A 22477-nucleotide genomic window follows, 5' to 3' on the forward strand; every position below is an offset into this window, starting at 1 on the left:
CCATTCCGAACAGAGAAGTTAAGCCCACCAGAGCCGATGGTACTGCGGTAACACGTGGGAGAGTAGGTCGGTGCCAAATCTTAAAAGAAACCCTTTAACAGAAACGTTAAAGGGTTTTCTTCGTTTACAGGGGTTTGTAAATGACTTTTTAGCATTAAAGAGTTGAGAGAAGTTAAGGGTTGTTCCCGCAGATAGCGCTGATCGCCGCAGTGGCTGTTCCATTATCTATCTTCCATTTTACATCTTCCATCACCTCTATCCCTGGTTATATAGCCCTGATGGAAGCGATATCCCTTTTGGGCAAAGATGATTGCTTATGTTAGAATGATTTCCCCAAAAGGATTAAGCGTACAGCAGGACGGAACCCAACCTAAATGCACAGAAACCTGCGCTCCAAAAAAATATCAATATTTGATGATCTAAAGCCGCTTTGCATAATCTTTAAACTACGCATAAACCAATTTAAGCCAATGTTAATAATTTAGGTCACTTTTAAAACTGATTTAGCGCTAAATATGTTAATATCATAAGGTTTGCCACAATATTTGGTTATCTTTGTTGTTAACAATATATAAACAAAAATAATGAGTTTTTTTGCAGATAAAAGAAGGGAAGTAATGGTGCATATAGAAAAGTATATGCTGGAGATGATGGATACCTATCTTAAACCAATCGATACTAACTGGCAACCGTCTGATTTCCTTCCTGATTCTACTAGCGATACATTTTATCAAGATATCAGAATTCTAAGGGATAATGCAAAGGATCTTTCTTATGACCTGGTAGCGGTATTAATCGGAGATACCATTACAGAAGAAGCTTTACCTACATACGAATCGTGGTTAGCCATGGTGCAGGGACCGAGCATGAAAGAAGATGGCGGCTGGATGAAGTGGAACAGGCACTGGACTGCAGAGGAAAACCGTCACGGTGATTTGTTAAATAAATATTTATACCTGTCTGGTCGTGTTGATATGCGCCAAATGGAAATTTCTACGCAATACCTTATTGCTGATGGTTTCGATATCGGAACTGGTCATGATCCTTACCGTAACTTTATCTATACTTCTTTCCAGGAGATGGCAACCAATATTTCGCACAGAAGGGTAGCCTCTTTAGCAAAAAAAGACGGCGATACTTTATTGTCCAGAATGTGTGGTGTAATTGCATCGGATGAAGCGAGACATGCAAAAGCATATAAAGATTTTATGAACCGTATTTTCGAGGTTGATCCTAATGAAGCGATGCTGGCTTTTGAAGATATGATGCGCCAGAAAATTGTTATGCCAGCACATTTTTTACGTGAGGTAGGTTTAAAAATCGGTCAAACCTTTGGCCATTTTACGGATGCTGCACAACGTTTGGGTGTTTACACCGCAATTGACTATGTTGAAATTATGCAACAGTTAATTGTTGACTGGAAAATTGAGGGAATGCGTGATTTAAATGAGGCTGGTGAAAAAGCCCGTGATTATATTATGGCTTTACCTTCGCGTTTATTACGTGTTGCCGAAAGAATGAAAAACCCAACAATAGATTATAAATTTAGCTGGATTGCCGGATAATAGCATTTAACAGATATATGGAAGCCCCGATTTTACATCGGGGCTTTTTTGTGCGTTGCGTATCGTCGTCATCTCGACTGAAGCGAAGTCCCGAATGTTTGGGAGAGAGATCTATCTCGATAGATTTTGCTTCGCAGAGCCTTGGGTTCTCGTCTGCGCTGCACTCCGCTCGAAATGACGACTTCTTGCGACTTACTATCGCCATTTCATTTTTTTTGAATAAAAGATGATCTCTATTTAATAATAAACATCTCCTTGTTTTGCGAAGTTAAATCCATTTTTCAAAACCTGTTTTTGGGTGGTTGGATCCCAAAGCATAGGATTGGTATGGTTAAAATGGATCAGAAAGATCTTACTTTTAATGTTGCGGGCTTCTTTGCTGAACAATTCTTCCGTTTCGGTTACGAGTGGGTGTGGAACTTCGGCAATTGGCCTGTTTCCAAGTTCGTTATTGCTGTAAAAAGTAGCATCTATCATCGCTACATCGACTTTTTTTACCTCATCAATGATGTTTTTATTCCACTTGCTCCACTTATCTATGTCAGGAATAAATAGATACTTCTTGGTTGGTGTTTCGATTTTAAAACCAGCAGTCTCCGAAAATTCATCTCTATGCGGAACAGTAAAAGCTGTTATTTTATTATCAGCGATGTTTATAGACTGATCAGCTTTTAAGGTAATCAGGTTAATATTATTGAGTTTTACCAACTGGCTCCAGGGACCGTTCTGTTCGATAAATGATTTTAATTTAGGCAGTACATAAACCTTTAAACCATTTGTAGACATTACTTCTCTTCCAAATTCCATTAATCCGGTATAGTGGCCGATATGGGCGTGGGTAATGAAAATACCCTCAGGTAAATAGGGATAAGCTTCGTTTGTACTCTTTCTAAAATCCTGTAGCTGTTGTTTTATATCTGGTGTAGCCTCAAACAACCACCATTTTTTTGTTTGTGGATCTACTAATGCGAGTGAAACGACATTTTTTCTTAATTTTTCATCTTTCCATGCCATTTTACAACAGTTTTTCTGACAGCCCATATGTGGGTAACCGCCATCTTGTGCAACGCCCAATACCAGAATAAAAGATGACTTTGGTGCTTCCTGCGCCCAGGTTTTGAATGAAAAACTGAGCATGAAAAATAATACTATTGCTCTCATTTACATGTTTCTTCTATATTGACCGCCTACTTCATAAAGTGCTTTGCTAATCTGACCTAAGGAGCAGATTTTGCAGATTTCCATCAGCTGTTCAAAAATGTTATCACCTGCAATGGCTGATTTTTGCAATTGTTTTAACAAATCTGCCGAACGATCTGCGTTACGGTCCTGGAATTTTTGCAGTGCCGAAATCTGATACTGTTTTTCCTCTTCTGTGGCCCGAATTACTTCGCCGGGAACAATGGTAGGGGAGCCATTTTTGTTTAAAAATGTATTAACGCCTACAATCGGATATTCGCCGGTATGTTTTAAAGTTTCATAATACAAACTTTCTTCCTGGATTTTTCCTCGCTGGTACATGGTTTCCATCGCACCTAAAACGCCGCCACGATCGTTGATGCGTTTAAATTCAGCAAGAACGGCATCCTCAACCAGATCGGTTAGTTCTTCGATGATAAATGCACCTTGTAACGGATTTTCGTTTTTGGCGAGGCCTAACTCTCTGTTAATAATCAACTGGATGGCCATGGCTCTTCTTACCGATTCTTCAGTTGGTGTGGTAATGGCTTCATCGTAAGCGTTGGTGTGCAGCGAATTGCAGTTATCGTATATGGCATAAAGTGCCTGTAAAGTAGTACGGATATCGTTAAAATCAATTTCCTGGGCATGTAATGAGCGGCCAGAAGTTTGGATATGGTATTTAAGCTTTTGTGAGCGATCGTTTCCTTTATATTTATTCTTGATCGCCTTGGCCCAGATTCTTCTGGCTACGCGACCAATAACGGCATATTCAGGATCAATCCCGTTGGAGAAAAAGAAAGACAGGTTTGGCGCAAAATCATCAATGTGCATGCCCCGGCTTAAATAATACTCTACGAAAGTAAAACCGTTACTCAGGGTAAAAGCAAGTTGCGAAATGGGGTTGGCACCTGCTTCGGCAATATGATAGCCCGAAATGGATACCGAATAGAAGTTCCGTACTTTTTCGTCAATGAAATATTTCTGGATATCGCCCATCATCCGCAAGGCAAATTCAGTAGAAAATATACAGGTATTCTGCGCCTGATCTTCTTTTAAAATATCGGCCTGAACGGTTCCACGAACTGAGCTGATGGCTTTAGCCCTGATTTGCGCATAAATATCGGCAGGTAAAACCTGATCGCCGGTTACGCCTAAAAGCATTAAGCCTAAGCCATTGTTTCCTTCAGGCAAAGTTCCGTTATAAGTTGGTCGCGGTATTTTTTTTTTAGCTTTATAGATGGCAACAATTTTAGCCTCAACTTCTTTGGTTAAATCATTTTCGATGATGTATTTTTCACACTGCTGATCGATTGCTGCATTCATGAAAAAGCCCAGTAACATGGGCGCCGGGCCGTTAATGGTCATGGATACAGAAGTTGATGACGAACAAAGATCAAACCCGGAGTATAGTTTTTTGGCATCGTCCAAAGTGGCAATACTCACCCCTGAATTACCAATTTTCCCATAAATATCAGGTCTTACGTGCGGATCTTCGCCATACAAGGTAACAGAATCAAAGGCGGTAGATAAACGGTGCGCCGGCTGACCTAAAGAAACATAGTGAAAACGTTTATTAGTCCGTTCGGGGCCACCTTCACCTGCAAACATCCGTGTTGGGTCTTCGCCATCTCTTTTTAGTGGAAAAACACCAGCTGCATAGGGGAATTCGCCGGGAAGGTTTTCGGTTAGCAACCACCTTAAAATATCGCCCCAATCTTCGTATCTCGGTAAAGATACTTTAGGGATATTCAGTTTGGAAAGTGATTCGTAGAATAAGGGTTGTTTTATCTCTTTATCGCGTACTTTATAAATGAAAAATTCTTCTTTATAAGCCCTTTTGGTTTCGGGCCATTGGCGGAGCAGGCGTTTGCATTCACCATCCAATTGTTCTTCGAAGAAAGCATAAACCCCCTCTAAATCTCCCCCTGCTGGGGAGACTTTTGATTTGTCAGGTAAATTTGCCTCACTTAACAGATCAATTACACCTTTGAGTTGATACATTCTCCGGGCAGTGGTTGCCTGTTTATCTACCCATTCGTTATACATCTGGCTCGCTTCGGCAATTTCTGCTAGGTAACGGATGCGATCGGGTGGAATGATGTATATTTTTTCGGATTGATCGGAAGTTAATTCCATTTTGGCCTTAAAGTCGGTTCCGGTTTTTAATTTAATCTGGTCCATTAAGGCCACGAACAGGTTATTCATGCCCGGATCGTTAAACTGCGATGCCATGGTGCCATAAACCGGAATTTCATCGTCTTTGGCATCGAAAATATTATGGTTGCGTTTGTATTGCTTGCGTACATCACGCAGGGCATCTAAAGCACCGCGTTTATCAAATTTATTGATGGCCACGAGATCGGCAAAATCTAACATGTCGATTTTTTCAAGTTGTGTAGCTGCTCCAAACTCTGGCGTCATTACATATAAGGAAACATCACAGTGTTCGGTTATTTCAGTATCTGATTGGCCAATCCCTGAGGTTTCTACGATAATTAAATCGTAACCAGCTGCTTTACAGATATCGATGCTTTCCTGTACGTTTTTCGATAAAGCCAGGTTTGCCTGACGGGTGGCTAAAGAGCGCATATACACCCGTGGATTATTGATGGCATTCATCCGGATACGGTCGCCGAGTAAAGCGCCACCTGTTTTTCTTTTTGAAGGATCGACAGAGATAATGGCCAGGGTTTTATCTTTCACTTCTACCAAAAAACGACGTACCAGTTCATCTACAAGAGATGACTTTCCGGCACCACCTGTTCCCGTGATTCCCAAAATAGGCGCCGTGTTATTTTTGGAGAGTTTTTTTAATTCGTCGACAAATTTCTGGGCACCTTCGGGGTCATTTTCTGCAACGGTAATGGCTCCGGCAATGGCTTTAATATCTTTCGTCGGGATGGTTTCGAGCTCGTTGGTGATATGGGTTTTGGTAACGAAATCGGTTTGGATGAGCATGTCGTTAATCATGCCCTGTAAACCCATTTTACGGCCATCATCAGGAGAGTAGATCTTGGAAATTCCATAGGCCTGAAGTTCTTCAATTTCTGAAGGTAAAATCACACCGCCACCACCTGCAAATATTTTAATATGACCAGAACCCTTTTCCTGCAAAAGATCGTACATGTACTTAAAATATTCGATATGTCCGCCCTGATAGGACGTCATGGCAATACCCTGAACATCTTCCTGAATGGCGCAGTTTACCACTTCATCTACAGATCTGTTATGGCCAAGATGAATCACTTCTGCACCTGAAGACTGGAGGATTCGGCGCATGATGTTAATGGTTGCGTCGTGTCCATCAAAAAGGGAGGCAGCGGTTACAAAACGGATTTTATTTTTAGGCTTATAGATTTCTACTTGTTGCATACTATGGGATTTAAAAGACCGGCATGCTCAAATTACCAATCCTTGTTTCCAAATATATTTGGTATGCAAATGTACTAAAATATGCTGCTTAACGCGCGAATACCCTATACCGTTATGGCTTTTGGTTCAGTTATAAATCCTGTCCGAATTGTAGTAAATAACCGTTATTATCATAAATGGCAAACTCCCTCATGCCATAGTCAAAATCTTCCAGGGGATAACAGATATCACATTGATCTTTTAAATTTTCCCAAAGCGCAGCAACTTCATTTGTATTGATGTAGAGAGAACCGCTCATGATCGGTTTTGGAATGTTGCGGTGCTGGTTAGGAGCGCAGAACATCATTTCTATGCCATCTTTGCTGAGGGTTAACCAGCTAAGATCGTCAGATTTTGCTACGCAGGTGAAGTTTAATATTTCAGAATAAAAGGTTAGGGTTGCTTGCATATCATGCGATTCCAGCATGGGCGTGAGTTTGGTAGCGGTGTATGTTGACATGATCTAAAATAAGAGAAAATATGGAATTTTAACAAGTAGACATCATTTCTAGTGGGGTTACCTTAGCACGTCATTTTGAGCGGAGTGAAACGTAGTCGAGAACCCGAAGGCTCTGCAAAGCAAAATCTATCTTGAGATAGATCTCTCCCTGCCCGAAGCAGGCGGGCGCTCCACTGCGTTCCGGTCGAGATGACTATAAAACAAAAAAACTATGCTGGTGGGCATAGTTTTATTAAATTATTTATTGGTGATTTCTGTAATCGGTTCTCCGACGGTTCCGTTCGGAGTTTGGATATGCAGCAGTGCGGCCAGTGTTGGTGCAATATCTGTCATATAATGCATTTTGTTTGTTGCACCGGGTTTAATTCCCCAACCCATAAAAACCAATGGAATATGCGAATCGTAGGGATTCCAGTTTCCATGTGTGGTACCCGTGCTACCCCCGTTGAACCAGTTGGGCTGTAAAACGTAATAGATATCGCCACTTCTTCGTGCATTGTATCCATTGGTAATCATTTTTTTCTGTATTTCCTGAAGTGTAGATTGCGATATTTTAGCAATGTCAACCGCATTTTGGAAACCATCTAATTTTTTCAGGAATTCAACTGATGCTGCTTTAATTACATCGAAACTTACATCGCCTTTATCGGTTTTGTCATGATCGAAAATGATCTGGTTGTTTTGAGATCTTAAAACCACATTATTCACCTTAAATTTATCATTTAGGTAAGTGTTTAACTTGCTTGCAACATCACGGTCGCTTACTACACCTGAAGGTAATTTATTCTCCTGCATAAAGCCAGGTACATGTGCAGCACCATGATCGGCCGTTAAAAATACGGTGTAATTGCCTTTACCTACTTTTTTATCCAGGTAGTTAAAAAACTCTTCAAAATCTTTATCTAAACGCAAATAGGTATCTTCTGCTTCAATAGAATTCGGACCGTAGGCATGACCAACATAATCGGTAGATGAACAGCTTACCGCTAAGAAATCGGTAATGTTATCCTGACCTAAATCTTCTGATAAGATGGCTAATTTGGCCAGATCCAAAGTGATGGTGTTGCCATAAGGTGTACTTCTGATGGCATCGAAATTTTTATCAACGTTTTGTGTTAACTGGTGAGGAAATGTACTCGATTTACCCTCGTAAGCTTTCTCATCAGCTGTACTGTTTACATAGGTATTAATCGGATATAAAGTTTCCCAGTTTTTTGCGTAAAACTTATTCGCCAGTTTTAATTTATTGTAATCAGCAATCCAGGTAGGTACTTCTTTCATGTAATAGGTACTGGTTATCCAGTTTCCGGTGCTACCCTGGTACCAGTATGCCGCATTTGCCGCATGACCGGCAGGCAAGATGGAACCCCTGTCTTTTAATGAAATACCGATTACTTTTCCCCTGAAATTGGTGGCTAACCTTAACTCATCAGTAATGGTAGTGGTTAACATATTTTTCGGCGACATATTGCCTTCGGATGAAGGGGTACTGCCAACAGTTGATACTGAGGAATCTTCGGTACAGTAAACATTCTTTTTAGTTTCTGGATCATACCAGTCGTTACCGATAATGCCATGAACCGCCGGAACTGAACCGGTATAAATACAAGTATGGCCGCAGGCTGTATAAGTTGGTGTATAAGGAATAAATGTGTTTTCTACAGAAAAACCTTCGTTAATCAATCTTTTAAAACCACCGTTGGTATAGCGGTTATAGTAACGGTATAGATAATCCCAGCGCATTTGGTCGACCACTAAGCCAACCACCAATTTAGGGCGGGCAACTTCGGCGGGGAATGCTTTAGCAGTTGCTGTAGCAGGTTTTTTAGTTTGGGCTGAGGAAAGCGAAATCGAAAAAATAGAAATGGTAAAGATTAGACAGGATATTTTCTTCATTGTGTTTTAGTTAAAGGGCTAAAGTAATAACTTTTAAGTGAAGATATTTTGAAGTTTATGTAAAGATTTAGAAACTATTGCAATATTGACAGGCTAACCGGATATGTAGTATTAATTACGCGCAAACGTTTGCCTTATTGATACAAGTCAAAAAGCGGGTAATTGGTTTAATACTTTGATTTTGAGGCACAGAAATCATCAAGTTCGGATTAGGTATCTCATTTTTAAGCTGTTAAAATAATTATTTCAGGTCAAAAAGCGCAGTCAATCGTTTGTGTAGACAAAAAATAATATCAGCATATTTTTATGAGTAGCTTTAATTACCAAATACATTCTCAACCTAATCTAAAAAAATATGAAACCATTTACTTTTTTTCCCTGGTCGTTAACGGCTTGGATGATGCTGTTATTTTCACTGATGTCTTGTCAAAAAAACATTATTGCTGAAAATCCCCAATTATCAATCCCCAAAATGAGTTCGGTAAATACAGCTCTTGTCAGCGGAGAAAACGCTGCTCCATCAGAACATCTCTATTTTTCTTTTCCGTCTGATGCTATTGCCAAAATACATAAGATAAAAATTACACAATCTGCCAATGCCGAATATTTTTCTGTACATAATTATTCGGGTGGCTATGCAGGCTTACAGCAAACGCCTGATAATTCTTTTGGAACGCCAAATATCCTTATTTCTTCATTATGGGATCCGAACACTGCTGGCGGAATCTATTCTGAAGTGGCTTATACGGGCCCACAAACCATTAGCAGCAGATTTGGAGGAGAAGGTGATGGATATAAAACAATCAATCCATACCAATGGGCACTCAACACCTGGTACAATATAGCCTTAAGGGCATGGAAACGTGACGGGAAATTATATATAGGCACTTTTATTCAAAATCAATCGAACGGTGTCTGGTTTCATACCAGTACATTGGCTATTCCTGAGCGGACTACCTTTCTGGGTTCGGGTAACGATGCCTTTTTAGAAAACTGGGTTGGAAGCAATCCTGATTATGATGGAAGATATGTTAGAAAGGCATTTTTTAAGGATTGCTGGAACTTAAATACAAGCAATACATGGGAAAAACATACCAGCAGAAGTTTTAGTGCCAATGCAGGAGATGAAGGTAGAAACGGGATTTACGACAGGGCTTTTAATTCAGGTTATGATACTGCCGAAGATGCTTATTTTATGGAACATGGAGGAAATACGCAACCTGGTGCCGGTTTTAGCACTGGACGCACATTAAGCCTTCCGGCACAAAGCAACCAGGGCACTGCACCTACCTTAACCATTGGAGAAGTACAATCTGCAACAGCTATTGCCAGTGGTAATACGGTTACCGTAAACTGGGTAAATAATCAGCTGAAAAGTCCGCAACTTTCTTCAAAAATAGAATTACTAAATTCATCAGGTGGAGTAGTTAGTACGGTAAATGAGGTATTGCCTCAAGAAAGATCTGTAACCATTTCCAGCACCTTAGGAACAGGCAGTTATTCAGTCAGAATTACCATTACTGATATTTTTAACCAGAATTCAACACCATTAACAGTGCCGGTTACGAATGGCATTTCAGCAAATACCTGGTATAAAATAAAAAATGCATCAAGCGGACTTTACCTCGCCATAGAGAATAACAGCACAGCTAATAGTGCCTTTTTAGTTCAAAGTACCAATGCTACCGGAAATGGCCAGAAGTGGCAATTTAATACGCAGGGGACAAGTTATGTTGTTGTTAATGCCAACAGCACCAAAGCATTGGACATTTCAGGAGGGATACAGGCATTAAATGGTAATATCATTCAGTACACCGTTACAAATGGGGCAAATCAAAAATGGAATTTAATTCCTGTTGGCGCCAATAAATATGTAATTCAAAGTAATCTTTCGAATCACTATGTTCTTGACAATCCGGGTAGTGGTACAAGCAGTGGTACTAAGATTGTTCAGTATAGTATGAATGGTACTTCCGGATCATCAAACCAGCAATGGCTACTGGAAGCACAGTAGTTTAATATAAGCAAAGGAGATGATTTATTTGATCTCCTTTGCTTATATCGCTTCGGCTACCACAAATGTACTTCCACCAATAAAAACCAAATCTTTTGGATCCGCAGATTGAATGGCCTTTTCTTTGGCCTCGGCTACTGATGCATAGCTTTTTCCGTGTAAATGATAAGCTGCCGCCTGTTTTTTAAGTTCATCGGCTTTTAAACCGCGTTCTAAATCTGGTTTACAAAAATAGTAAGTGGCATTTTTAGGCATTAAGGATAAAACTTTCGAAATATCCTTGTCATTTACCATCCCGAAAACAATGTGCAGTTTTTGATAAGGGGTTTGCGCAATATTTTTAATTACTTCGGTAATGCCTGCTTCATTATGGCCGGTATCACAGATGACAAGTGGGTTTTTTCTCAGGGTTTGCCAACGCCCCTGTAAACCGGTTTGTTTTTTAACCAGACTGATGCCTTTATAAATTGCATCTTTATCAGTTTTAATTTCAGTTTTCTCATTCAGTACCGCTAAGGTTTCAAGAACGGTTAAAATATTTTTGTGCTGATAAATGCCGGTAAGATCACTTTGAAGATCTTTGTATTTAATATTTCCTGCCTTATAAACGTTTAGGGAAAGTTTACTGTTTTTGATTTTAAAATCCTGGGCAGTTAATACGGCGTCGGCAAAAATGATAGGCGCATCCTCAGCTTTTGCTTTTTTAATAAACACCGGTGCCGATTCTTGCTGCGTTTCGCCAATAACCACAGGGATATTTTTTTTAATGATACCTGCCTTTTCGCCTGCAATTTCTGCCAGGGTATTGCCCAGCATGTTCATATGGTCGAGGCTGATGTTGGTAATGACCGATATTTGCGGGGTAATGATGTTGGTTGAATCTAACCTTCCGCCTAAACCTACTTCGATTACAGCCACATCTACCTCGTGTTTAGCAAAATGATCGAATGCCATGGCCACGGTAACCTCGAAAAAAGAAGGCTCCGTTTTTTCGATCAGTTTTTGCTGGTCTTTTACGAACGATACGACTTCAGTTTTGCTGATCATTTTCCCGTTGATGCGGATGCGCTCGCGGAAATCTTTTAAGTGTGGAGACGTATATAAGCCTGTTTTATAGCCCTGCGACTGTAGCACGGAAGCCAACATGTGCGAAGTTGATCCTTTTCCATTAGTACCGGCTACATGGATGCTTTTAAATTTATCCTGTGGATTATCTAAAGCCTCACAAAGAATAATGGTATTGGTTAAATCCTTTTTAAAAGCAGACGCGCCAACGCGGGTAAACATCGGGAGTTTACTGTATAAAAAATCAAGCGTTTGTTGGTAGTTCATAATAGGAGCCAAATATAAGCGATTGGCGTTTGAAGTTCAAATGGGATTGGGCTCGTCTTCCGAAGTTTTGAAATTGCATGTGGGGTGGCGGAACTTCGGAAGTCTTTAACTGAACTTAGACAGGGACATATATATGCGGTGTTCTGTGAGGACACAGACCACGACGCGGGAACTTCGGAAGTATATGAGTTGATCTGTGAGGACACAGACCACGGCGGGATAAGCGGGGTTGGTGAATTTTGGAAGTATATGAGGTGGTTTGTGAGGAAATAAATCACTGCGTGGTGAATATTATGTTGAACAAAAAAGGTCTGTGAAAACACAGACCTTGGTTTATATAATATCTTAAAATTTTATTTCACTTTAAAGTTGAACATAACGATCCCGGTTTGTACATCGGGGGCAGATTCGAGTTTGTTTAAACTGGAGCCTAATACCGCCTGTTCGCATTTTCGCCAGAGCGCTAGATCAGATAAGGTAGTTCCTTTTGCACCAGCACGGGCCTGAACAACTTTTCCATTCTTATCCACTCGGATCTGAACGGCAATTTTACCTGCGCTTTGTCCATCATCCTGAATTCTTGGAATATCGATAAACTTTCTGCTGGCTAATGATAATTGTACATTGCCATTTCCAGAGCCACCTTCACCATAATTGGATGCTAACGGATCGCCGTCTTTATCACCCTGGTTTCCTGGTGTATTTCCGGTTCCATCACCCTGGCCCTGGCCGGTGTTTTTCTTGCCTTTGTAAAGCGCATTCTGGTTAATCACCGGTTTGGCAGGCTTATCTTCAGTTACCGGAGTGGGTGCCGTTTTGGTTGGTTTTGTAGGCTTGGTATTAACCGCAATGGCATCTTCAGTATTTTGTGTCTGCACTTCTTTATCGCTACTTTCGGTAGAAGTGGTTGGGGTAACTTTTTCCTCGGGTGTTACTTTTTCTGGTGGTTTCCCGTTTGCATCCGGATCTGCTGAGGGTTCTTCAATACTGGTATAATCGTCGCCCATACCTTCAGCCGAAGTTCCGTAATTTACCACCATACCGCCCATACCCACTTCTTCAGGTGGCTGGAATGAACCAATCACAATAAAAAAGCTGATCAACAACAAAAAGCCCATAATACCGCTTGCAATAGCAATGGCTTTAGGATAATTATTTTCCCCGTTAGGTACGTTTTGTGCTTTGTAGTTCATTATTTTTTAGGCTCAACGGCTACAACAAGTTTCAATTTTAATTTATTGGCAATATCGTTTACCACAAATCCATCCTGATAGGTTACATTACGTGATACATATAACAAAATGGTCATATCGGGTGCCAGTTTCTGGTATGAGGCCAATGTAGGCTCTAATTCTTCAATGCTAACCGGTTTCTTTTCAACGAAATATTTCAGGTTTTCGTCTATGGTAACGGTAACGGCTTTTTTGGCGGTCGATTGTTGTCCGCTGGATGATTGCGGCAATAATAATTTAACTACAGTAGGATTTACTACAGCCGAGGCCAGTAAGAAGAACAGCATCAGGAAGAACATAATATCGTTCAACGCTGAAGTATGTACTTCTACCGATCCTTTTGTTCTTTTGCGTAAATTCATTATTTGCCTGGTTCTTCTAGTAAATCAATAAAATCAATTGCATCGGTTTCCATTTTAAGGATGATTTTCTCCACCATGATGTTTAAAATGTGGTACAGTACGTAAGCGATGATACCGATAATTAATCCGGTTGCCGAAGTAATCATTTTGGTATATAAACCGCCAGAAATGGTACCAATTTCAATAGCACCCTTAATGGATACCTGGTGGAAGATGGTAATTACCCCCACAATGGTACCTACGAAACCTAGCATTGGTGCAATACCGGCAACAATACCCAATATACTGATGTTTTTCTCTAATTTAGAAACTTCGAGTTTGCCTACATTTTCAATGGCACCTTCAATATCTTTAATGGGACGGCCAATGCGTTTTAAACCTTTTTGCAGCATGCGCGAAAGGGGAGAGTTATTGTTTCTCAGCAATGACATGGCGCCGTCTAAATTACCCGACTGAATGTAAGACCTGATCTGCACCATAAGGTTGGCTTCGTCTTTAGTGGCCTTTTTGATGGTTAAGTAACGTTCAACAAAAATAATCAAGGCTAAAAAAGCAAGGAAGGTTAACGGGATCATTACCCAACCGCCTTTAAAAAGAAGATCGATAAAATGTAATTGTTCCTGTGGCTGTGTTACTGCCTGGTTAACCGCATTTGCGGTGTCTTGTAATGCTTGTGTGGTGTCCTGAATTAATAAATTTATCATTATGGTTGTGTGTTGTGTTTTTGTTGTACGAAATACCCTTTGCCTTTAAGTTTTTCCTGTAAAATATTTTTTTGTTTCAGTGCTTCCTGTTCAGATGGAAAGCTCGCTATACTTACCTTTTTTAAGCGGCCCGGCACGCTGGCAATTTCTGCTTTTAAACCGATTTTTTCCATTTGCTTAACAAATACAAGCGCTTTTTTTTCTGACTGGAATGATGCTGCAATAACATAAAACGTAGAAGGACCGGTGTTTGGTACAATTTTATCTTCTTTTGGTTTTTCAGCAGGTACGGCAGCTACTGGTTTTTCGGCTGTTTTAACAACTGCCTTTTTAACCGTGTCGGCTTTTTTCTGAACCTGATTAGCTTTTAAAATGCTATCAGTTTTAGCGATCGAATCCTGTTTTATTTTAGCTGAATCAACGGCTGTTTTTGGAGAATCGATAACCACAGGTGCTGTTTTTGCTACTTCGGTTTTTCCGTTAAAAAGCTCAGGCTTAACCAGATAAGTAATGGCTGCAATAATCACTAAAATTAAAATGATGATGGTTACTTTTAACCAGGTAGACATGCCCTGTGGCGGTTCCTGATCGTGTATAATCGGATCGTGACCAAAACGGTTAGGGTGTTCAGCATGCTGCTCCTTAATAAATTCCGGCGCTTCAATTACCGGTTCTTCCGGTTTGGTTTCATCTTCTAAATGAAGGTATGTTTTTGGCTCTTCGGTTTCCGGTCTGAGCGAAAAACGGCTCGAATATTCTTGTTTTGGTGTAGAAACCGACTCAGGAATTACTGTTTCGATAGATCCGGCAGAATTATTTTCGGCCTCTTGTGTGTGCCCAAAACGGTTAGGATTTTCTTCATGCTGTGCCACTACCGACTCCGGAACTTCAACTGCAGCAGGTTCATCAACTACCTGCGTTTCTTCCGTTTCTGCTGCATTTTGTTCTAATTCAGCTTCTTCTTCAACAGGTATTATAGTTTCTGCCGCATGATGTTCTGCTACAATATTTTCAACCTCTGTTTCCGGCGTATGGCCAAAGCGGTTCGGGTGTTCTTCATGCTGTGCCAGTATAGATTCGGGAACTTCTATCTCTTTTGGTTCTTCAGCTGTACTGGTTGCTGCAATTGAACCTTCTACCGGGTTTGTTTCATCAGTTTGATCAGTTTCAGCCGTCTGGTGTTCGGCAGCCACATTATCTACCTCCGATTCTGGTGTATGGCCAAAACGGTTTGGGTGTTCTTCATGCTGTTCCTTAATAAATTCAGGCGCTTCGGTAACTTCTTCTACAGGGTTTTCAGAATGTTGTAAAGTGTTTTTAAGATCGTCTTTAACTTCATCCAACTCTACATTTTCGATTACAGGATGGTGGTATGATTTATTTTCGAACGGAGATGGTACAACCGGTGCCTCGGCAATTTCATCGTACACTTCTTCCTCATCTTTTTGCGAATCGGGTTTTACCTCTGCAGTTGAAGTTTCTGGTAAAGAAGGCAACCCATAAAATTCAGAACCATAATTGATATTCTTTATTGGTTCGAAATCCAGTCCTTGCTCGGTAAAAAATAAACGGCCGGTATTTTCTAATTCGATTTCGTGGTTTAGCTCCAGTTTTTGATTTATCTCTTCAACAAACTGCGTAATGTAATAATTGGCGCTCTCGTTAGAGATATTCCTTTTAGCGGCAATAAAATCTGCCAAAGCCTTTTCTTCGCTTAAATCGCTGGAAAACTGAAGCGTATATCCCGGAGGTAAAAACGTTTGTTTTTCCTTATCGTATCTTCCCGGGTATTTCTTTTTATAAAAGGTGCCCAAGCCGGTAATACCAACTTCTTTGCGTTGCTGCAAGAGTTCTAAAAGGTATGATAAGATATCCATTCGGGTAAAATTAAGCGTTTAAAATTAAAAATTATATTCTACCTTCAAATAGTGTCTGCGGGTGTATTTATACATCCTACTCCAAAAAGGGGACAAAAACGAATACAGTGTTGTTATTTTGAACCTGAAAAAATCATGGTTGTTTAACCTAAACCTGTATCCGTGCAAAGATAACGGTTACAAAGATAGAAATGGTATGTTAGTAAGCAAATGGCTAAATCGATATAATATCGAGATACGATGTTCTGATGTCGGAATTTTGGCTAAAAAAAAGTAGAACAACTCTCGTCGTCCTACTCAAAAATGTTTGCAGCGATTGGAAATTTATTGTGTGCCCGTGATAATTATTTTATCAGTTAAGGCGTGTAGGTAGTGGTTTTACCGCCGTATAATTTACTTGATATACTCGACAGATAAGTGTGTACATCCGAATTTGGTAAATTATAATACAGGTAAACTCCATAACCATTGTTAACGGTTTGTGTAGCCAGAGATGCTGCTGTAGATGAACTTGTTGCCTGTATATCAACAGCTGCAGGACCCAGGTTTGCTTTGGCCAGGCCTGCAACATTTGGCACAGAATAAGTACCATAAATGGCATTCCAGCTATAATTTACTTTAGAACCAACAGTTACGCCATTATAAGATAATCTTGAAGCCGCCGGGCCATAAAAATAAAACGAAATAATTTTACTTGGTAATAGTTGCCTTAATGCCGTTACGAGGTACACAAATGAGCTGGCATTTGGTTGTCCGGTGCCGTTGTTACCATATTCGGCATATTCATCATCGAAATCGATACCATCAAGGCCATAAGTGTTAACCGCATTTGCCAATTGCTGTGCAAATGCCTGGGCAGAGGCCTGCGAGGTGAAATTACAGAAACCAGCACCCTGGTGATTGCCCAAAATGGAAAGCAAAACCTTTATTCCTTTATCTTGTAAAGGTTTAATGTAGGTGGTTTTGTTGTTCAGAATGTTCGAAACATTGGTGTTAAAACCGAGTTCGGCTTTTTGGGTTGAAGTATTGTAATTGATATTGGCAGCGAAAATGATTGCAATGTCGAATAATTGTTCTCCTGAAGAAAGTTTATATTTCCCGACGTTCCGGATATCAGCACCGTTCACTTCTACATAACATACACCCTTTGGACCAGTTACTCCAATGGCTGAAGTAGAGTTAGTCGCTTCTTTTTTAGCAGGACCGGTTAAGGTTTCATCTTGTGCAATGTCTTTTTTCTTACAGCCGCTGATGGCCAAGGTTAAAAATAAAGCCACAGATAAGGCGGCGTTTTTGCATGTTAACAATTTGGTAGTTGTCATAATTTTTTGATTTAAATTGGTTAGAAATTGGTATTAGGCTTGCAATCGCTACAAACAGATTTTATATAAAATGATCTTGAAGTTATTTACCAATAAAAAAGAGGGGAGCTGTTAACGGTAGCATACCGAAAACGGTTAGGTTTCTCATAGGTTTAAAATTTTGGTTAGAAATTGGTTTTTATAAAAAAGGTAGGATAACTTTCGTCATCCTACCCAGGTATTTGTGTGTTAAAAATTTGCTTTGTTTACGTCCCACCATAATCTGGTGCCGCCGTTATCTGGTCCTCCAAGCAAGGTTACTGCTTTACGTACCTCATCTTTGTTTCCGTTGCCGTATTCTGCTGTTGGATATGGCAATCTGCGGATCTGTAACTGGGTATTGATTGTGCCACCGCTATTGTTATTGGCTACAGTAAACAGTTTTGGATAACCTGTTCTGCGGAAGTCGGCCCATGCCTCAGCTCCGTCAGGAAAAATGGCTAACCATTTCTGGGTAATAATGCGCTCTAATTTTACTTCGTTAGAAGCAGCTCCATCCCATTTAACGGTAATGGTACTTACTGCGTCTGCGTTGTTTGCCGGGTTTTTCGGATCTACATAAGCAGTTGGCTTGCTTGTTGCATCAGCCAAATAACTACCAATAGTTGCGTTCCATTGTTGCATTGAAGTAGTTATACCTGTTTCATAATTGGTCTGTGCATCTCCTGCACCTGTCCAGCCACGTAGAGCTGCTTCAGCTTTTAAAAACCAAACTTCTGCAGCCGTCATCAGGATCTGTGGGGCTTTTTGTCCGATAGGTGACCTTGAGTTGTCAGGAATAGACGAATTTAAACTCGAATAGGTTTTGTAACCTGCTTTGGCTAAACCATTAAAAGAAGTATTAGCTCCCGATCTGATTCCTACAAACTTTCCTGCAAACAAGGGATCAGTGGCTGGGGTGCAATATATCGATAAACGCGGATCTTTATAACCAACCAGGTAAGATTGTAGCGCTGCACCCATAGCGTTATCACCATCATAATTTACGGTTACATTCCAAAGGTCGTTGTTTCTGTTGCCCGACTGTGCAACTGCCGCATTATCACCTGGTGTGGTCATTAAGCCTCCTGTTGCAGCCATTGCTTTTTCTGCCTGAAGTTTAGCCGTAGCCGGATCAACTTTAACAATGCGCATGGCTAAACGCAAGCGTAACGAATTGGCTAATTTAAGCCATTTCGCAACGTCTCCTCCATAAACCAGATCGCCGGTATCGAAATAAGCTTTTTTGCCAGGATTTGCTGCCATAAAAGTCTGCAGATTATTTGCTGCTGTATCAATCTGTTTAAAAAATTCGGTATAAACCGTTTTTTGGTCATCATAAGCTTGCGAAATCAATGATTTACCTGCCTGCGTATAAGGAATCGGACCAAATTTGTCAGTTACCCTATTCATCGCAATCACCTGTACTAAAAGTGAAATACCCCACGATTCTGGTGCAGTTGCTTTTAAAGGTGATATGGCTATCTTAGAAATTGGCGCCATTACATTGGTGTACTGATCGTTAAAGCCAGTTTCGTTCCAGCCGTTGTTAAGCGAATAATTCATATTGTTGATACCGCCACCAAAATTGTTTGGCGACATCATGTACCCGCTAAAAGCATCTGAACTTAAATTCTGTGCAATTTGGTAATTAGAAAAAATATTCTGTTGGATTGGGCCGATTGCTGATTTTAATAAAGCTAAACTCTGCTCGGTTGTAGGTAAATTATCGTTGGTGTTAAAACTTTCAAAATTCTTTTTACAGCCCTGGTTTAAGCCGGCAGCGGCTAAAAGTAAAACTAAAGACAAACCTTTAATTTTATGTTGAGATGAATGATATATCGATTTCATGTTTGTTCGTATTAAAATAAAACATTAAGGTTAAAACCAAAACTTCTGGTAACCGGCTGGTTAAAAACATCTATACCAGATAAACCATTACCGGTAGACATGGTAACCTCCGGATCATAAGGTGCTTTTTTGTAGAAATAGAATAGGTTTCTACCAATTAACGAAAGGCGCATGCTTTTAAATGTTCCTTTTAAAGGTAAATTATAACCAATTGAAGCTTCGCGCAAACGCACAACTGTAGCACTATACACATATTCGCCGGTTACACCATTTCTATCACCTAAGAAAGAATAATAGCTTTGTGGGTTAATGGTAGCCGAAACTGCTTTTCCGCTGGCATCAACACCGTCAATTTTAACACCACCCTGTGCCCTTGCATCACCTGATGCTTTAGAAGCACCAGCCTGATCCATCAATGCTTCAGTAAGTGAAAGCACCTTGCCTCCAAACTTACCATCTACTAAAAAGCTTAAGCTGAAATCTTTATAATTGAAACTGTTGTTCCAGCCCAGCTGAAATTTAGGATTTGCATTCGCAATTAAACTATAATCTGCACTTTTAACCGGAAAATAAGGATTTGTAGCTGTTCCATCACCATTTAAAATGATGCGGCCATTTGCATCTCTCTGTAAGGTATAACCGTAAATATCACCATATGATCCGCCTGTGGCAATACGCGAAATATAAGCATTGTTACCACCACCTGTTAAATCGATCGAATTTAAACCTTGCGAAGCAGCAACATCAATGATTTTATTTCTGTTCATCGATCCGTTGATGGCTGTGTTCCAGTTAAGGCCGTCGCCTTTTAATACATCAGCGCCTAATGTAAACTGTAAACCCTGATTCTGAACATCACCTGCATTTAAGTAGCCTGTTGCCACAAGTCCTGACGGTGCTGGTTTAACCGGAATATATTGGTTTTTGGTGTTCGTTTTGTAATAAGTAAAGCTAAAATTTAAACGGTTGGCCAGAAAACGCATATCAGTACCAATCTCGAACGATTTTGTTCTTTCTGGTTTTAACTCAGCAAATGCCCTGTTGGTGTTGATGGTAAGTGCACCACCGTTACCTAAAGTATTCTGGATAAAAGTTAAATAAGCCGGCACTGTGTTACCCACTTCGGCATAAGTACCTCTAATTTTGGCATAGGTAATTGCCTCTGGCAATTTAACCATTTGCGATACAATAAATGATAACCCTACTGATGGATAGAAATAGGAAATGTTCGGTGTAAATGCCAGGTTCGAAGACCAGTCGTTTCTACCTGTTAATGTTAAAAATGCCCAATCTTTATAGGATAAGTTCGCATTTGCAAATACCGCCTGTAATTGGCTGTGGTAAGCATCACTTGCTTTAGTGGTGTTCAATACATCTGAAGTATAAGTACCTGCATTGGCCACAATGGTATTGTTTGGGGTAAATAAATCAACAGCACTCAAATCGCCGGCTAAAGATAATCCTGTGGTTTTCTGATCATTGATGCTACTACCAATTAATCCGTTAATCTTAAAGTCTGATCCTTTTAATGGCACCGTAACATTTAAAATCGCATCGGCATATTTCTGAATAAAGGTTTGGGTATTCTGAGAAAGATATCCTCTTCCGTTTGAGTTAAAGTTTCCGTTTATACCCGAATAACGTCTGTTTTCAAAATCATCAGTCGTACGGTCTATATTTCCCCTTACCTGAAGATTTAACCACGGCGTAAATTCATATTTCACATTTCCACTGAATAAATAGCGGTTTCTGATGGCTGTATTTGGGTTAAGGTTGGTTAAAAACCATGGATTCTGACTAACATCAGCAGAGCCACCTAGCCAGTTCTGGCGGGCGGTACCCACATTACCAGCAAGCAGGTAGTTGTCTTTGTAAGGTGTGATATCAACTCCCCTTGGAAAAAGATATAATCCAACCAGGGGGTTGTTGTACAATCCAATTGACGGACTATTGTTTATCCGCTGGTTAATGTAACTTACATTTCCATCAACCGTTAATTTGTTGTTTAAAAACTTGGCTGTTTCGCGCAGGTTAATGTTATGCCTGTTTAACTTATTTCCTTCCTGTATGCCGCTTGCATATGTATTGGCATAAGAAAAATAAGTTTGGGCAATTTCCGATCCACCTGAAAAATTGATCGAATTGGTTGCATTTGTTCCGGTTTGGAAAAACTGATCGAGGTTATCAGTCGTGTTGCTGATAGCACCTCCCCAGCTGTCTCTGGTTGTTGCAGATGCAGGACCATAACTGTTCTGGAATTCGGGTTTGTAAGCAATTTTATCAAAAGTTAAACTCGATGAAAAACCGATTTGTGTTTTACCGGCTTTACCTTGTTTAGTCGTGATCAAGATTACCCCGTTCTGTGCCTGGCTACCGTATAGTGCAGCGGCAGAAGCACCTTCTAATACGGTTAAGCTTTCAATATCATCAGGGTTTAAGTTCGATATTCCATCACCACCATCCTGGCCACCGCCAAAAACACTGTTCTGTTGTGCATTGGCATTACCATTATTGCTGATTGGAACCCCATCAATTACATATAAAGGCTGGTTATTGCCGCTTACCGAACGGCTACCCCTTAAAATTACTTTGGCCGAACCACCAACTCCCGAAGAACTTGGACTAATCGTCATCCCGGCAACTTTACCATTCAACGAATTTACAAGGTTGGGACTTTTAACTTTATTTAGCTCTTCGCCCGATACCTGTTGTGTTGTGTAGGTTAACGACTTTTCTGAACGTTTAATACCCAATGCCGTAACGACTACAGTTTCGAGGTTTTTTGAGTCCGGAGTTAATGTAACATCAAGTGTGCTTTGGGTGCCTACTGTAACTTCCTTGCTTTGGTAACCGATAAAAGAGAATACCAAAACATCGCCGGTTTTAGCCGCAATGCTATATTGTCCTGAAGTATTGGTTTGAGTTCCGCCCTGCGCACCTTTTATCGTAATGGTAACACCTGGAACCGGGTTACCCGTTTCGTCTTTTACAGTTCCTTTAATCGCATCCTGATAAACGGAATGGAATGAAACTGCCCGGTTAAAATGATCTGCTGGAGTAGCTGCATACAGACCTGCTGAAGCATAAAGCAATAAGCATGTGAGCTGTAGAGATTTTTTCATATTCATTATGAATAATTTTGAATAAGTATTTGGTTAATTGTTTGCCGCCTTCGGGATTTCCTTCCGTCAGGTTTATAGTAAGAGCATTTTACTTACACAAATTGCCTACAAGGAAACTGAATTATTTTT

14 protein-coding genes and 1 rRNA gene are annotated in these 22477 nt (G+C 40.3%); 3 read left to right on the forward strand and 12 right to left on the reverse strand.

Annotated features, from left to right (window positions below; translation table 11 throughout):
- Both rrf and ABD769_RS06085 read left to right on the forward strand, forming a co-directional pair.
- Positions 1–79, forward strand: a 5S ribosomal RNA gene (gene rrf / locus ABD769_RS24995); the annotation flags it as partial.
- Between the two features lie 505 nt (positions 80–584).
- A complete protein-coding gene (locus tag ABD769_RS06085) occupies positions 585–1565 on the forward strand; it encodes an acyl-ACP desaturase (protein WP_025144634.1) in 981 nt (326 codons plus the stop codon).
- A 237-nt stretch (positions 1566–1802) separates the two neighbouring features.
- Here ABD769_RS06085 and ABD769_RS06090 read toward each other — a convergent pair whose 3' ends face one another.
- The 4 genes from ABD769_RS06090 to pafA all read right to left on the reverse strand — a co-directional run bounded on the left by ABD769_RS06090 (position 1803) and on the right by pafA (position 8514).
- Complete coding sequence (locus tag ABD769_RS06090) at positions 1803–2726, reverse strand: MBL fold metallo-hydrolase (protein ID WP_344850287.1); 924 nt, start codon at positions 2724–2726, stop codon at positions 1803–1805.
- Positions 2727–6119 carry a methylmalonyl-CoA mutase family protein gene (locus ABD769_RS06095; RefSeq protein WP_344850289.1) on the reverse strand — a complete coding sequence of 1131 codons (3393 nt, stop codon included), beginning with the start codon at positions 6117–6119 and terminating at the stop codon, positions 2727–2729.
- Positions 6120–6249: 130 nt separating this feature from the next.
- Complete coding sequence (locus tag ABD769_RS06100) at positions 6250–6618, reverse strand: VOC family protein (protein WP_344850291.1); 369 nt, start codon at positions 6616–6618, stop codon at positions 6250–6252.
- Positions 6619–6855: 237 nt separating this feature from the next.
- Positions 6856–8514, reverse strand: coding sequence for an alkaline phosphatase PafA (gene pafA, locus ABD769_RS06105; protein WP_344850292.1), 1659 nt, complete (start codon positions 8512–8514; stop codon positions 6856–6858).
- Positions 8515–8869: 355 nt separating this feature from the next.
- Here pafA and ABD769_RS06110 point away from each other — a divergent pair, with 355 nt between their 5' ends.
- Positions 8870–10528, forward strand: coding sequence for a DUF3472 domain-containing protein (locus ABD769_RS06110; RefSeq protein ID WP_344850293.1), 1659 nt, complete (start codon positions 8870–8872; stop codon positions 10526–10528).
- Between the two features lie 42 nt (positions 10529–10570).
- Here the strand turns inward: ABD769_RS06110 and ABD769_RS06115 are convergent, their stop codons facing one another.
- The 8 genes from ABD769_RS06115 to ABD769_RS06150 form a co-directional block, all read right to left on the reverse strand.
- The gene (locus tag ABD769_RS06115; RefSeq protein ID WP_344850295.1) at positions 10571–11860 is read right to left on the reverse strand and encodes a bifunctional folylpolyglutamate synthase/dihydrofolate synthase; all 1290 of its coding nucleotides are present in this window, start codon (positions 11858–11860) and stop codon (positions 10571–10573) included.
- A gap of 353 nt (positions 11861–12213) precedes the next feature.
- The gene (locus ABD769_RS06120) at positions 12214–13053 is read right to left on the reverse strand and encodes an energy transducer TonB (protein ID WP_344850296.1); all 840 of its coding nucleotides are present in this window, start codon (positions 13051–13053) and stop codon (positions 12214–12216) included.
- The gene (locus ABD769_RS06125; protein WP_025144642.1) at positions 13053–13454 is read right to left on the reverse strand and encodes an ExbD/TolR family protein; all 402 of its coding nucleotides are present in this window, start codon (positions 13452–13454) and stop codon (positions 13053–13055) included. Before ABD769_RS06125 ends, ABD769_RS06120 begins: the two co-directional genes overlap by 1 nt.
- On the reverse strand, positions 13454–14158 hold the full coding sequence (locus ABD769_RS06130) for a MotA/TolQ/ExbB proton channel family protein (RefSeq protein WP_344850298.1): 705 nt from the start codon (positions 14156–14158) through the stop codon (positions 13454–13456). The genes ABD769_RS06125 and ABD769_RS06130 overlap by 1 nt, the downstream gene beginning before the upstream one ends.
- Positions 14158–16035 carry an HU domain-containing protein gene (locus tag ABD769_RS06135; RefSeq protein WP_344850300.1) on the reverse strand — a complete coding sequence of 626 codons (1878 nt, stop codon included), beginning with the start codon at positions 16033–16035 and terminating at the stop codon, positions 14158–14160. The genes ABD769_RS06130 and ABD769_RS06135 overlap by 1 nt, the downstream gene beginning before the upstream one ends.
- Positions 16036–16391: 356 nt before the next feature.
- A complete protein-coding gene (locus tag ABD769_RS06140; RefSeq protein ID WP_344850302.1) occupies positions 16392–17357 on the reverse strand; it encodes an endo-beta-N-acetylglucosaminidase H in 966 nt (321 codons plus the stop codon).
- A 228-nt stretch (positions 17358–17585) separates the two neighbouring features.
- Positions 17586–19226 (reverse strand): SusD/RagB family nutrient-binding outer membrane lipoprotein, encoded by a 1641-nt coding sequence (locus ABD769_RS06145; RefSeq protein WP_344850304.1) that lies wholly within the window; start codon positions 19224–19226, stop codon positions 17586–17588.
- 11 nt (positions 19227–19237) lie between these two features.
- On the reverse strand, positions 19238–22348 hold the full coding sequence (locus ABD769_RS06150; RefSeq protein ID WP_344850306.1) for a SusC/RagA family TonB-linked outer membrane protein: 3111 nt from the start codon (positions 22346–22348) through the stop codon (positions 19238–19240).
- Positions 22349–22477 lie beyond the last annotated feature (129 nt).

This window comes from Pedobacter jeongneungensis (assembly GCF_039538295.1).
GTDB classification, from domain to species: Bacteria; Bacteroidota; Bacteroidia; order Sphingobacteriales; family Sphingobacteriaceae; genus Pedobacter; species Pedobacter jeongneungensis.